Below are 14011 nucleotides of genomic sequence, written 5' to 3' on the forward strand. Positions count from 1 at the left end.
TAACTACTTATGACGGTTTAGTTAATGGAATTATTGTCATCTTTACGATAGTGGACAATGTTTATCCGCTAAAAGTCTGAACTGTATCGGGTTTTATTAGCAATATTGCATATTGATAGCAACTGAAGCGAAGTAAGGCCGCATTTTGTGGGATATGCTTTGAAGAAGCTGGGTTAAAACAGCGTATTTCGCTGCGCCGATTTGCCTTCAGCGCAGCGTGGATAGCTTAGAGGTTATGGGTGTCCAAATGCTCGAGAAAGCGCTCTGCATTCATAAAACCGCTAATGCGTGCGTTTGAAATTGCTTCGCCTTTGCTGTCCCAAAATTCAATCGTCGGCAAGCCAAGCACATTCATCTCTTTGAGTAGTTCAATATCTTGTGGTTGGTTACGCGTCACGTCGGCTTGCAGTAAGACCATGTTTTTTAGTCGAGATTCCACCTCTGGCTGGTGGAAGGTGTATTTCTCAAACTCTTTACAGGCCACGCACCAGTCGGCGTAAAAGTCGAGCATGACCGACTTACCCTGCTGCTTGGCCTCGGCCAGTTGTTGATTGAGTTCAGCCACATTGGCGATACGAGTAAACTCAATTTGCTGTGCTGCTGGCGCCGTGTCGCTGCGATTAAAATAGTAATCGAGTGCAGGCTGAGCGGAGGCAAATAAGCCAAGCACAGCGACAATGCCCACCGCGCTTTGCTTCCAGCCACTGAACGGTAGCGAGTTCTTCACATGATAGAGCCAGCCAAAGGCAGCAATACCTAGAGCTGACCACAGGCCTGTCGCCCAGATCTCTGGCAAAATGCGTTCTAGGAGGAAGATAGGTGCAGCAAGCAAAATAAAGCCGAATAAGGTTTTTACCCTATCCATCCAAGCGCCTGCTTTGGGCAGCAGTTTATTGCCAAACACAGCGACTAACATCAGTGGAATGCCCATCCCAAGTGCCAGTGCGTAAAGCGCGATCCCCCCTGTAAAGAGATCACCACTTTGCGCGACATAGAGCAGCGCTCCCGACAAGGGCGCAGTGGTGCAAGGAGAGCAGACCAAACCAGAGATAGCGCCCATTGCAAATACGCCCAATGAGCTGCCACCTTGCTGTTTGTTGCTGAGATTATTAAGCCATGTTTGCATTCCACTGGGCAGTTGCAGGCTGTAGAGGCCAAACATCGACAAGGCGAGGGCAACAAACAGCATGCTAAGACCAATCAATACATAAGGGTGTTGCATAGCGGCTTGAAATTGCATTCCGGCTGAAGCAACGACCAAACCAAGTAAGGTATAGGTCACTGCCATGCCTTGGACATAGATAAACGCCAAGCCTAACGCGCGAGCGTGACTTAGTTTACCGCTGCCAAGCACAATACTGGTCAAAATCGGATACATTGGCAGCACGCAAGGGGTAAAAGCTAAACTGACACCTAAAGCTAAAAACAGTAGAGGTGTCCACCAACTATCGCTCAGTTTTGATGCGAGGTTAGAGTCATCAGACACGCGAGTCGTGGCGGATTGAGTTTGGGCACTCGCCTTATCGCCGGCTTTCTTCGCTGGTATAACGGTGTTGGCCTCTTGAAATTCAAAGCTGGTGATATCAACAATTCGCGTTTCTGGTGGGTAACAAAAGCCCGCTTTAGCACAGCCTTGGTACTGGACAATTAAACGCGCTCCGACCTGATAATCAGCCAGTGGAACTTCAACAAACAGTGGCGTGGTATAGATGTTGACCTCGCCAAAAAATTCATCTTTGTAGGGCTCACCGTCACGCATCTCCACTTCACCGATGGTGACGTTTTCACCGCTAACTGAAATGCGTTGTTGGTAGAGGTAGTAATCTTCTTTGACTTGCCAATCGAGAAATACCCGATTCCCTTGTTGAAAGGCGTTGAACGGAAAAGCCTCGTCAACTGGAACGAAACTATTGCTGTTACCAAAGCTAACTGTATTTGTGTTGCCAAAAGAGGCCAAAACTGGTGCTGATACAATCGAAAAACACAGTAATATCAAAGAAAAAGCGAAGCGCATACCTGAGTCACTTAAGTTAAATTTTGATCATTTTAACTCAATCAGACAGAGGTTAGGGGGAATAAGTTTCAGGCGATGGGCATTTATCTGAAATTTTGCGTGCTAGTACTCGCTCTCCTCTCGCAACTCACTTGCGCAGAGGAGAGGAAATTTATGGTCAGGCAACCCCTAATCTGGCGCGGACCACGCGTTCACAAGCGTCGATGTGCTCGGTATCTTTGGGAATAATTAATACAGTGTCATTGCCTCCGACCGTGCCTAAAATCTCCGTATGGGGATCGATATCCACCAGACGCGCGACAAGCTGAGCGCTACCTGGGTGAGTTTTCACCACTACCATGGCTTGGTTATGGGTAATAAACTCGATTTGAGATGAGATAGAGGATTCGACTCTAACTGGGGCGGTTTCAACCGTGATGCAGTAAACCTTTTTACCGCAAGCATTTTGCACTTTTACCACGCCGAGCTGCGAGAGTAATCTTGATACTGTCGATTGGCTAATGCCTTCAAAACCAATATTGATCAGTGCTTCGCGTAGCTCATTTTGAGTACTAAAACTTTGTTGTTGCAGCAGACGTTTACATGCAGCAGTCAGCGTTTTGTCTTCGCTGTAGTCGATCGTGGATGAATTTAGAGTTTCACTCATGGGAACTCCTTAAAAAACATGACGTAGGGTTAAGTCATCCATGTCACTTTCAGCACTTAATTCCGTCTAGGTGCCACGTTATTTGAGCCGCCACTTCTTTGGTGGCTTAATTTGCATGGAAAGATAATATCACCAAAATATATATGGCTTTGTGAGGGTGATCGCCAAATAAATAACTACTTATTTGGGTGTTTGTTGGCTGTATATTCTGATTGATAATGGATATTTATTCTCGACTGGGAATAAATATCCAGCTTGATTGGACGAAAAATTGAGCGAAGTAATCGAGAGAACGCTTAACGCGCTTCGGTCATGATTTCACGTGAGAATACTTTTTCACAGTAGTGACATTTTAACTGCACATTATCGTGTTTTTGTTGCACAGAAAAACGACTTTCTACCGGCTCACCATGTGAAATACAGTTGCTGTTTGGGCATTCAAACACGCTCTCAATACTGTGTGGAAGAACAAGATTTAGCTTATTCACTACCTTGTATTCTTCAATTTGGTTGACGGTTGCTTTAGGTGCATAAAGAGCAAGCTGGTTGGCTTGTTCTTTGGTCAGATAGATATTTTCAATCTTGATTAAATCTTTCGCCCCCAATGCAGATGAAGGGAGGTTTAGGCCAATCGTGATACGTTGGTTCGACTTATGCATCTTGAACAGCTTTAACACTTTGATGCCGATATTGGCAGGAATATGGTCAATAACGGAGCCGTTGCGAATCGCTTCTACTTGTAGTTGGGTTTCTTTTACCATCATGGTTCTCCTGCAAATTAAAGAGTTTCGTTCAAGACTAGGGCAAGTAGAGCTTCACGCGCATAAACGCCGTTTTCAGCCTGCTCGAAGTAGTAAGCGTGTTTGGTTTTATCGACATCTGTCGTTATCTCATCCACACGTGGCAGTGGGTGGAGCACCTTTAGATTGTCGCGCGCGCCTTCGAGTGTGGCGGCGGTCAAAATAAACGCCGACTTCATATGGGCGTATTCGGATTCATCAAAACGCTCTTTTTGCACGCGGGTCATGTACAACACGTCTAGTTCAGGCACGACCTCTTCAATATTACTGTGCATGCTGAACCTAATGCTCGCATCTTCGAGCTCTTCACAGATATAGTCCGGCATGGCAAGCGCGTCTGGGGCAATAAAGAAAAAACGCACATTGTCGAATTTCGCCAGAGCTTGTGTCAGTGAGTGCACGGTTCGGCCGTACTTAAGGTCACCGACAAAGGCGACGTTAAGGTTATCTAAGCTGCCTTGGGTCTCAAAAATAGAGAACAAATCGAGTAGAGTTTGTGTTGGATGTTGGTTCGCGCCGTCACCGCCGTTGATGATAGGTACACCGTTAGAAAACTCTGAGGCTAAACGCGCTGCGCCCTCTTGTGGATGACGCATGACAAAGGCGTCAACGTACGATGAAATGACCTGCACCGAATCTGCCAGCGTTTCCCCTTTCTTCGCCAGTGATGTATTGCCGCCGTTATCAAAGCCAATCACTGAGCCGCCTAAGCGCTCAACGGCGGTTTCAAAAGAGAGTCGAGTACGAGTCGACGGTTCAAAGAAACAGCTTGCGACTACTTTGTGTTTTAGCAGTTCTGGATTTGGCTCCGCCTTTAAGCGTGCAGCCGTATCGACGATAAGCTCAAGCTCACTGCGACTGAGTTCAGGGATGGAGATGATGTGCTTGTTAAATAACGAATGCGCCATAGCAGTATTTCCTCGCCTCTAAATGACAGACAAAAAAAAGCCCCCTAACAATAGGAGGCTGATAGATGATCGAAGGAGACACAAAACACAATAGCTAACGTCCCTGATTCAGGGCGCGTTTTGTAACAACGATGAGTTGAAACTGGCTGCTGCATGAGTGGTCTCCTAGACAAATTGCGCTGGATTATACGGACAAAATTATCGGGCGCAAGCGTTTGCGTAAAGTATCCAAAAAATGGATTTTTATGCGAAGTTGGCTTGTTTTACTCTGCGTTTCGCAGACGTTTAGCCTATTAGCTTCGCTGGCAAATTTACGCGGTTTTACCGTTTGAGTAATGAAAAAAAATGCGAGCTTTATTCAGTGTATTTTTGAGCATGCTGAAGTCCACCCGCATTTCCCTGCAAATAGTTTGCTTAGTCAGGGATTAGTCACCTAGCGTTGCCACCATGACCGCTTTGATAGTGTGCATACGGTTTTCTGCTTCATCAAATACGATTGAATAATCAGACTCAACCACCTCATCGGTCACTTCACAACCATTCTTCAAGATAGGGTATTCTGCAGCGAGCTGTTTACCGACTGTGGTGTCTTCGCCGTGGAATGCTGGCAAGCAGTGCATAAATTTCACGTGTGGGTTACCCGTTGCTTTGATCATATCCATATTGACTTGGTATGGCAGCATCAGGTTAATACGTTCTGCCCATGCTTCTTTCGCTTCACCCATAGAAACCCAAACGTCAGTGTAGAGGTAATCACAACCTTGGACGCCTTCTTGAACATCTTCAGTTAGGGTGACTTTTGCTCCTGTTTTGTCCGCGATTTCACGGCATTGCGCGACAAGTGCTTCTTCAGGCCAGAACTGTTTTGGTGCGACCAAACGAATATCCATCCCCATTTTTGCAGCGCCGACCATCAAGGAGTTACCCATGTTGTTGCGTGCATCGCCTAGGTAGGCAAACTTCATTTCGTGCAGTTGTTTGCCTCGGCCGTGTTCCATCATGGTTAAGAAGTCAGCCAAGATTTGCGTTGGGTGGAATTCGTCGGTTAGACCATTCCATACTGGAACACCGGCGTAGGCACCGAGTTCTTCAACGATTTCTTGACCAAAGCCGCGGTACTCGATGCCATCATACATACGGCCAAGTACACGAGCGGTATCTTTCATCGATTCTTTATGACCGATTTGCGAACCCGATGGGCCTAAGTAAGAGACTTGTGCACCTTGGTCAAAGGCGGCCACTTCAAATGCACAGCGAGTACGAGTTGAGGTCTTTTCAAAGATAAGTGCGATATTTTTGCCTGTTAGGCGCGGTTGTTCATAGCCATTGTATTTCGCTTTTTTAAGTTCCGCCGACAAGTCCAACATGTGTTGAATTTCACGTGGAGTAAAGTCTAGTAGTTTTAGGAAGTTACGGTTGCGTAGATTGAAAGCCATGATGTTTTCCTTCTTATCGGTGCGCACTCTCTTGTTGCAGGGAAAGAGGTAAGAAAGTGCAAAAATTGACAATATCTATTGGTGTATCTTGTGCTACCACGGTAGGGAGCGAGAGAAGAAAGGCAATGTCGTTGACTTTGCACTCACCCGCTCCAGTTGTGGAGTATGTATTCAGTTAGCCTTTAGTGATGTTGGTGCCCGCCGTGCCTTGCAAAATGCGTAGGCCGTCTTGCAATGAACCGATACCGACCACTTTGCCGCCTTGCTTAATGAACTCGCACGAGGCTTCGATTTTTGGCCCCATTGAACCAGCGTCAAATTGGTATTTCGCCAGCTCAGTCGGTGTGGTACTGCGCAGCGCATGTTGGGTTGGTTTGCCCCAATCTAAATAGACAGCTTCGGCATCGGTCAAAATTAACAGCGCATCGGCATCAAGCTGTTTAGCTAAAAACGCGGCTGACATATCTTTGTCGATCACCGCTTCAACACCCACCAGTTTGCCGTTTTCACGTTTGACTGGAATACCCCCCCCACCAGTACAGATCACTAAGTGACCTTGGTCGATAAGGGCTGTGATGGCCTCATGCTCGACGATTCCTGTTGGTTGCGGACTCGGAACCACACGGCGGAAATGCTGACCATCAGGTTTAATTGTCCAATGGTATTTCTCAGCCAGCTCACGAGCTTCTGCTTCCTCGTAGATAGGACCGATAGGTTTGGTTGGGTCTGCAAACGCAGGATCGCTTGGGTCGACCGTCATTTGCGTCAGCATGCAAGTGGCATTGATGCCCGGCATTTGGTTTTTGAACTCTTGCATCAACATGTAGCCGATCATGCCTTGGGTCTCGCTGCCCAATACGTCGAGCGGGTATGGTGATACTTTTTTGTATTCCAAACCTTGCAGGGCAAGTAAACCGACTTGCGGGCCATTGCCGTGCACCAACACTACGTTGTACTCATTGGCAATTTCACAAATGGTTTTCACTGCGATTTCTATGTTGTGGCGCTGAACTTCGGCTTCGAGTGGCTCACCGCGACGAAGCAAGGCGTTGCCGCCAAGTGCGACTACTACAGTTTGTTTAGTCATTGTTTTAATCTCTCTGTCGGGGCAGGAGTGAATCACTCCTGCCAACACGTTACTTAGTTAGATGCCATCACGTTCAATTGGGCAGCTCATGCAGCGAGCGCCGCCACGACCACGACCTAGCTCATCGCCTGGGATAGGCAGTACGGTAATGCCTGCTTTGTCGTATTTTTCATTGGTGTAAGTGTTTCCTTCGTAACCAATCACCACGCCTGGTTTGACGGTAAGGACGTTGTTGGCATCGTTCCACTGTTCGCGTTCTGCGTGGAAGTTGTCACCACCTGTTGTGATTAGGTTTAGTTTGTCTACGCCGAGTGCTTTTTCGATTGCAGTAACGAAGTAACCTTCTTCTTTAATGCTCACCGCTCCAGATTCATCGCCAGTGAGACTCCAGCATTTGACGTCTTTGCGTACCACTTCTGGATAAACAGAGAAGGTATCTTCACGCATGTGAGTCATAACGGTATCTAAGTGCATGCAAGAGCGGTGTTTAGGCAATTCCATGGCAATGATTTGTTTCGCTTGACCATGTTTAAACAGCCCCGAAGCTAAATGCTCAACACCTTGTGCAGTGGTACGTTCAGACATACCGATCAAAACGGTGCCACGACCAATCACCAGCACATCGCCGCCTTCGATCGTTGAGTTGTCATAGTTGATGTTTTCGTCGTCACCGAAGTACTTAATGAAATCTTGGCCCGCAAAGGTCGGGTGCCAGCGATAGATAGCACGAACGTGGTTGGTTTCACGCTGGCGTGCAGGCTTGGCCATTGGGTTGATCGACACACCACCGTAAACCCAGCATGAGGTATCACGTGTAAACAGATGATTTGGCAGTGGTTCAATGATGAAGTCTGTTGGTGCATGCAGACCTTGCATCATAGAAGATGACGCGAGTGGCATTTCAGCGTAAGAAAGCCCGCCTGTGAGGATTTTTGCCAGTTCTAAGTTAGGCAGATCGCCTAAATAGCAGCGAACATCATTGGCGAAGATCTTACCTAAGCGGTAATCTGATACTTGACGGTTTAGTAGCCAATCTTTTGCTTCTGCTACCGCTAAGGTGTCAGCCAATAAGTCGGTAAGCAGTAAAACTTCCACGCCTTGATCGCGCAATGTTTGAGTGAATACATCGTGCTCTTTACCAGCGCGTTCAACCGCCAGTACGTCATCAAAAAGTAGATCGTGACAATTAGATGGAGTTAGGTGAGTCAGAGCTCGTCTTGGGCGGTGTACAAGAACGCGACGTAATTGACCGATTTCAGAACCTACGTATAACTTACTCATGATCGTCTCTCTCTTATTTTTATTAGCTTTAATATTTTAAAACTAATATTTAATTTGTAGGGGTTGGATACGTGAATTTATATATTCACTTATTTTGTTTCTGAAACTCATATTACGCCAGGTAGCAGGGGATTCTTCGAGGTTAATCACAGTTCGTTTTTTATGTGCTAGGCCTTGGTATATAAGGGTTTTAACAATATCTATGCAGTTGTTATTGCGCTGTAACAGCCCTAATTAGCCACTTGGTCGGGAACTTTATTCAGATTGATATTCAAATGTGTAGATATATCGACTTTGTTAGGAATAATATGCATTGTGATATTATTGACAGGAGGGTGAATAAAGCGGAAATATGCAGTTAATCTTTCTAGATAATTAAAAAATTTGTTAGTTTAATGGTTTTATAACAAAATGCTTTTCCATAATTGTTGTCTGGATCACATATTGATTTCTAGGGTGTTTTAAATATAGCTGTCGAATGAATTAATTTAAATTATGGGTTGGGATAGTTTTTCTAATTAACTTGAGGCTTGAAGTAATATTTGAGTAGATTCTGAATTGCGGTCGTGCCTTCCTTTTCAGAATGACGGCGTAGGCTTGTCATTGCGAAAGTGAGTAACCCAAATCCCGTCATTCCAAACACAAAAAAAGCCGCACTAAGGCGGCTTTGAGGGCGGCTCACATCCTGTGAGCCAGGTAAGGAAAAGAAGGTAACTAACGTTAGATGAGCGCACCAATGCTGAGTACCACAACACAGAACAGGGTTAGAATCGCCAATAGTGGCGCGACCCATTTCACCCAGCGGACATACGGTACTCGAGCGATTGCCAAGCCACCCATCACCACTGCAGAGGTTGGCGTAATCAAGTTCACCAAGCCAGAAGCCGATTGGTAAGCAGTCACGACTAGATCGCGTCCTACTCCAGCAAAGTCAGCCAGTGGTGCCATGATTGGCATAGTCAGTACCGCGAGGCCAGAGGTAGAAGGCACTAGGAACGATAGCAGCAGCTCTAAGAAGAACATCACGTTAATGAACACCACAGAAGATAGACCCGTTACCATTTGTTCGGCAGAGAACAAGATGGTGTCGGTGATCATCCCGCGGTCCATCACTACTACGATACCGCGAGCAATACCGATAATCAGTGCTACACCTAACAGGTCACGTGCGCCGTCGATAAAGCTACTAGTGAACTCTTCTTCACTCATGCGAGCGACGATACCGACAATAATCGCTGCCGCTAGGAATACGACTGAGATTTCCGCCATCCACCAGCCTGCTACTGCTACGCCGTAAATCATCACACCGAATGAGCCACCAAAGATGGTCAGAATCACTTTACGGGTTGTAGTGAACTCAAGGCCTTCTTCGGACTGGTCACCTAGGAAGTGCGCTTTGTTTTCTTCGTACTTGTCGTAAACAATCGATTTTGTTTGGTCTTGGCGTACCATGCGCGCATAACGCATCACGTAAGCCACACAGATAGCCCAGCCAGCCACCAGCATAACAAGGCGAAGAATGATGCCATCGGTAAATGGAATGCTAGACGCGTTAGCAGCAATAACGGTAGCAAATGGGTTGATGGTCGAACCCAAACAGCCAATGCCCGCACCTAATAAAACGGTTGCAGCGGCGACCACAGGGTCAAAGCGCGCCGCCATCATTACCGGAACCAGCAGCGTATAGAATGGCAATGACTCTTCTGCCATACCGTAGACTGTGCCGCCCGCGGCGAACAGCGCCATCAAGATGGGGATCATCATCTCCTCTCGCCCTTCAAGGCGATGGGTGACTCGCTCAATACCTGCGTCAATTGCCCCAGTCTTAGTCACTAAGCCAAGGAAGCCACCGATAATCAAGACAAACAGTGAAACATCAATGGCAGCAGCTTCGTAACTGTTGTGGTCATAGAAGCCATCAATTGGCGCGAGCAAGACATCAATGACCCCTTGAGGATTACCATCAACTGCTTGATAAGTGCCTGTTACGGGAACTTCGCGGCCCAAGTCTTCATTCATAGCACGGTCATATTGACCAGCAGGAACAATCCAAGTCAGCATTGCCACAAGAGCAATTAAGACAAAAAGAATGGTGTAAGCGGAAGGAAACTTAAAGTTGGCAAAGAAGCCGCGTTTTTTTTCTTCGGTCGGTACGGTTTGCGTTGTCATGGCTATCTCCTTACTTTTATTTATATACCAATAAATAAAAGTGAATCAGCGACTAATCGTTATTAATAGTAAATAACTTATTGTAGGGTAAGTTATTGGTATTTAGTTATATATTGGGCATAACTGTCAAATATGTCCTTTGGTATTATTTTAAAAGTAGTTGTAGTGGTGAACTTTGGACACCTTCACAAAATAAACAGGCAATAGAGTGAGCCTTTTACGTTTACCCTAGTAGCACGATTATTTGTTTGAAATGGATGGATTAATATTCCCTGATAAAATACTAAGTCGATAGGAGCTAAGGCTAATGTCCGTTATTTAATATTTGACTGGAATTTTATTCATATCTTGGAATTTAAATGCACGAAGAGTTTTCGAATAATTTATTGATTAATATCAAAAATGAAATGTGATCTCGATGTTTTTACGAAAGACAAAATAAAAAAGGGAGCCGTAGCTCCCTTATTCTTATCGCTAGGTTTAGATTAATAAACCGCCGAAAGTAAAGCCTAGGGCAACCGCAGAGGCAATAGTCGCTACCCCAGGGATAAAGAATGGATGGTTGAAGACATATTTACCGATGCGGGTTGAGCCCGTATCGTCCATTTCAACTGCCGCCAAGAGTGTTGGGTAAGTAGGCAGCACAAATAGCGCACTCACGGCGGCAAATGAAGCCACTGCCGTTAACGGAGCCACACCAATTGCGAGCGCTGCTGGCATAAGGGCGACTGTGGTTGCCCCTTGTGAGTAAAGCAGCATCGAAGCAAAAAACAGCACCATGGCCAGCATCCAAGGGTAATCAGCCAGCAGTGCACCAGAGACTTCTTTGATGCTATCTACGTGGGCATTAACAAACGTCGAACCAAGCCATGCAACACCCAGAACACAGACACACGCGGTCATACCTGAACGGAAGGTTGCTGCAGACGGAATCTTCGCAGGGTCAATTTTGGTGAAAAGGACAATGGCAGCAGCAGCGGCTAGCATTACTGTCATGATCGCTTCGTTTCGTCCTAGAGCTGGATCTTTGATAAGTCCAACTGAGCCAGAAATCGCTGCCGCATAACAAACAACAAAACCAATCGCAGCTAAAAAGATATACGTCGCGGTTTTTGCTGTAGGTAAGATCTCCCGCTTAGTTTCTGAAGAGAGCTTGATTAATCCCTGCTGCAAACGCTCTTGATAAATAGGGTCGTCTTTGAGTTCGCCACCCATAAAATTGGCGACAAAAGCACCAATCATACAAGCGGTAAAGGTGGTGGGAATGCACACCGCAAGCAGAGTCAGGTAATCCACGCCCATCGGTGCAAGCATAGCGGCAAATGCCACTACAGCCGCTGAAATTGGCGAAGCAGTAATGGCGATTTGTGAAGCGACAACCGCAATAGAAAGTGGGCGAGAAGGGCGCACACCTTGGCCTTTTGCCACTTCTGCGATAACAGGTAGTGTCGAGAAAGCAGTGTGACCAGTACCGGCCATGAGTGTCATTAAAAAGGTCACAATTGGCGCATAAAAGGTGATGCGTTCCGGGTGTTTACGCAAAAAGTTCTCTGCCACTTGAACTAGCCAGTCCATACCACCTGCGACCTGCATTGCTGCAATGGCGGTAATCACTGACATAATGATCAGAATAACGTCTACTGGAATAAACGCTTGGCTAGTGGGTACACCCATTACTAAAGAGAGCGCAATGACACCCGCCCCACCGGCTAAACCAATCCCAATTCCGCCCATTCTGGCTCCCAAATAGATAAAGAGCAAAACGACAATGAGTTCGATCGCAACCATTTTGATACCTCTACAAGTTAATTTTGATTCTAATTATCTAACCGCTCAGGACGTAAACAGTTAGATAATGCGAATGGAAAAACCTTTAATTTACTGTGACTACTTATCTTGAATCCTAAAAAGGGCTCCGCGGAGCCCTAGAATGCAAGCCTATTCGTAGCGTTTGGCTTTATACTTAGGATGCATAAAGTTTTCGACACACAGGATCTCATCGATTTCTTCTTCGCTGAGCAGACCTCGCTCAAGAACCACTTCACGAACGCTCTTACCCGTTTCCGCACAAATCTTACCCACAATGTCACCTTCGTGATGGCCGATGTATGGGTTGAGGTAAGTGACGATGCCAATTGAATTGTAGACGTAGTTTTCACACACTTCTTTGTTAACTGTGATGCCATCAATACACTTGTCGCGTAAGTTGACACAAGCATTAGACAGCAGTGAGATTGACTCAAACATGCTTTGTGCGATCACTGGCTCCATAACGTTTAGCTGGAGCTGACCACCTTCGGCGGCGAACGAAATGGTATTGTCATTACCAAGAACTTTAAAACACACTTGGTTGACGACCTCTGGCACCACAGGGTTCACTTTCGCTGGCATGATCGACGATCCTGCTTGCAGTTCCGGAAGGTTAAGTTCATTAAGACCTGCACGTGGACCAGAAGAGAGCAGACGTAAATCGTTACAGATTTTCGAAAGTTTAACCGCGAGGCGTTTTAACGCGCCGTGGGTCATAACATAAGCACCACAGTCAGAGGTGGCTTCAATCAAGTCTTCTGCAGGCACGACTTCTAATCCAGTCACTTGCGCGAGATGTTTGACGGCTGCCGCTTGGTAACCTTGTGCTGCATTTAAGCCGGTACCAATCGCGGTAGCACCTAGGTTGATTTCAAGCAGCAACTTGGAAGTGTATTCAAGGGCACGAATCTCTTCGTTCAGTGTCACAGCCCAAGCATGGAACTCTTGACCAACAGTCATAGGCACTGCGTCTTGCAACTGAGTACGTCCCATCTTGAGTATGCCGCTAAATTCTTGACTCTTAAGCTCAAATGCGCCTTTGAGATATTCAATCGCTTCAATCAGTTTTGCTATGCTGTTGAATACTGCAACACGAAAACCAGTTGGGTAAGCACAGTTGGTTGATTGGCTCTTGTTGACATGATCATTAGGGTTAATAAATTGGTACTGGCCTTTTTCTTTACCCATTAACTCAAGAGCAAGGTTGGCAATTACCTCGTTAGTATTCATATTCACTGAAGTACCAGCACCACCTTGGAAGACATCCGAAGGGAATTGATCCATACATTTGCCTGTCTCAAGGATCAGATTACACGCTTCAACAATGTGGTTGGCGACGTCTTTCTCAATCACGCCCAACTCTTTGTTAGCCAACGCGGCGGCTTTTTTGGTCATCACCATGCCGCGAACAAACTCAGGTACGTCGGAAATGGTCATGTTGGAGATGTTGAAGTTTTCCATCGCACGTAGGGTGTGAATGCCATAATAAGCGTCGGCAGGGACATGACGCTGGCCGAGTAGGTCTTCTTCGATACGAGTTGCTTGATTAGCCAAGTGAGAGGTTTCAGTTAGGGTAGCCATACAGGATCCTTAGAGATTTATTCTGATAATAAAAAGTTTTTATCGCCAATCTGTAATCTAAGAATCCATTCGACAGAATTTTTGGCTGTATAATCCGTCCTGACTTATGTAGCACATAATACTGTACTGGACGCATAAAAATAGTAACTGGATCACCTTTTTCATTTTCTTAAGTCAATTATTTTACCTCTTAGTAGGTAGGTATTGATTTATCCTGTTTATGTTTTTTTTAACAGGATAGATGTGAGATATCGGTTTTGTTGAAGGTGTTCTGTTATTG

The 14011-nt window shown here is 46.0% G+C and carries 10 protein-coding genes; all 10 read right to left on the reverse strand.

Annotation, left to right across the window (positions count from 1 at the left end):
- Window positions 1-226: 226 nt before the first annotated feature.
- Window positions 227-2014 (reverse strand): protein-disulfide reductase DsbD, encoded by a 1788-nt coding sequence (locus TW81_RS05255; protein ID WP_045954669.1) that lies wholly within the window; start codon window positions 2012-2014, stop codon window positions 227-229.
- 157 nt (window positions 2015-2171) lie between these two features.
- Entirely contained in the window at window positions 2172-2660 is a 489-nt protein-coding gene (locus tag TW81_RS05260) for an arginine repressor (RefSeq protein WP_045954670.1), read from the reverse strand.
- Between the two features lie 296 nt (window positions 2661-2956).
- Window positions 2957-3421: an aspartate carbamoyltransferase regulatory subunit gene (pyrI, locus tag TW81_RS05265; RefSeq protein ID WP_045954671.1), complete on the reverse strand. Its 465-nt coding sequence runs from the start codon at window positions 3419-3421 to the stop codon at window positions 2957-2959.
- 17 nt (window positions 3422-3438) lie between these two features.
- Entirely contained in the window at window positions 3439-4368 is a 930-nt protein-coding gene (gene pyrB / locus TW81_RS05270) for an aspartate carbamoyltransferase (protein WP_045954672.1), read from the reverse strand.
- Window positions 4369-4793: 425 nt separating this feature from the next.
- Window positions 4794-5804 carry an ornithine carbamoyltransferase gene (locus tag TW81_RS05275; RefSeq protein ID WP_045954673.1) on the reverse strand — a complete coding sequence of 337 codons (1011 nt, stop codon included), beginning with the start codon at window positions 5802-5804 and terminating at the stop codon, window positions 4794-4796.
- A 175-nt stretch (window positions 5805-5979) separates the two neighbouring features.
- Window positions 5980-6891, reverse strand: coding sequence for a carbamate kinase (gene arcC, locus TW81_RS05280; protein ID WP_045954674.1), 912 nt, complete (start codon window positions 6889-6891; stop codon window positions 5980-5982).
- 57 nt (window positions 6892-6948) lie between these two features.
- Window positions 6949-8172, reverse strand: coding sequence for an arginine deiminase (gene arcA, locus TW81_RS05285; protein ID WP_045954675.1), 1224 nt, complete (start codon window positions 8170-8172; stop codon window positions 6949-6951).
- Between the two features lie 720 nt (window positions 8173-8892).
- The gene (locus tag TW81_RS05290) at window positions 8893-10341 is read right to left on the reverse strand and encodes a YfcC family protein (RefSeq protein ID WP_045954676.1); all 1449 of its coding nucleotides are present in this window, start codon (window positions 10339-10341) and stop codon (window positions 8893-8895) included.
- A gap of 480 nt (window positions 10342-10821) precedes the next feature.
- The gene (locus tag TW81_RS05295; RefSeq protein WP_045954677.1) at window positions 10822-12129 is read right to left on the reverse strand and encodes an anaerobic C4-dicarboxylate transporter; all 1308 of its coding nucleotides are present in this window, start codon (window positions 12127-12129) and stop codon (window positions 10822-10824) included.
- Between the two features lie 150 nt (window positions 12130-12279).
- On the reverse strand, window positions 12280-13731 hold the full coding sequence (aspA, locus tag TW81_RS05300; RefSeq protein WP_045954678.1) for an aspartate ammonia-lyase: 1452 nt from the start codon (window positions 13729-13731) through the stop codon (window positions 12280-12282).
- Between the last annotated feature and the right edge of the window lie 280 nt (window positions 13732-14011).

The sequence above is a fragment of the Vibrio galatheae genome, from assembly GCF_000967545.1.
Taxonomy (GTDB): Bacteria; Pseudomonadota; Gammaproteobacteria; order Enterobacterales; family Vibrionaceae; genus Vibrio; species Vibrio galatheae.

Excerpts from the sequence above, each read along its gene's own strand:
- pyrB (WP_045954672.1), bottom strand. The coding sequence starts at position 4,368 with ATGGCGCATTCGTTATTTAACAAGCACATCATCTCCATCCCTGAACTC.
- pyrI (WP_045954671.1), bottom strand. The coding sequence starts at position 3,421 with ATGGTAAAAGAAACCCAACTACAAGTAGAAGCGATTCGCAACGGCTCC.
- TW81_RS05255 (WP_045954669.1), bottom strand. The coding sequence starts at position 2,014 with ATGCGCTTCGCTTTTTCTTTGATATTACTGTGTTTTTCGATTGTATCA.
- TW81_RS05290 (WP_045954676.1), bottom strand. The coding sequence starts at position 10,341 with ATGACAACGCAAACCGTACCGACCGAAGAAAAAAAACGCGGCTTCTTT.
- aspA (WP_045954678.1), bottom strand. The coding sequence starts at position 13,731 with ATGGCTACCCTAACTGAAACCTCTCACTTGGCTAATCAAGCAACTCGT.
- TW81_RS05295 (WP_045954677.1), bottom strand. The coding sequence starts at position 12,129 with ATGGTTGCGATCGAACTCATTGTCGTTTTGCTCTTTATCTATTTGGGA.
- arcC (WP_045954674.1), bottom strand. The coding sequence starts at position 6,891 with ATGACTAAACAAACTGTAGTAGTCGCACTTGGCGGCAACGCCTTGCTT.
- TW81_RS05275 (WP_045954673.1), bottom strand. The coding sequence starts at position 5,804 with ATGGCTTTCAATCTACGCAACCGTAACTTCCTAAAACTACTAGACTTT.
- TW81_RS05260 (WP_045954670.1), bottom strand. The coding sequence starts at position 2,660 with ATGAGTGAAACTCTAAATTCATCCACGATCGACTACAGCGAAGACAAA.
- arcA (WP_045954675.1), bottom strand. The coding sequence starts at position 8,172 with ATGAGTAAGTTATACGTAGGTTCTGAAATCGGTCAATTACGTCGCGTT.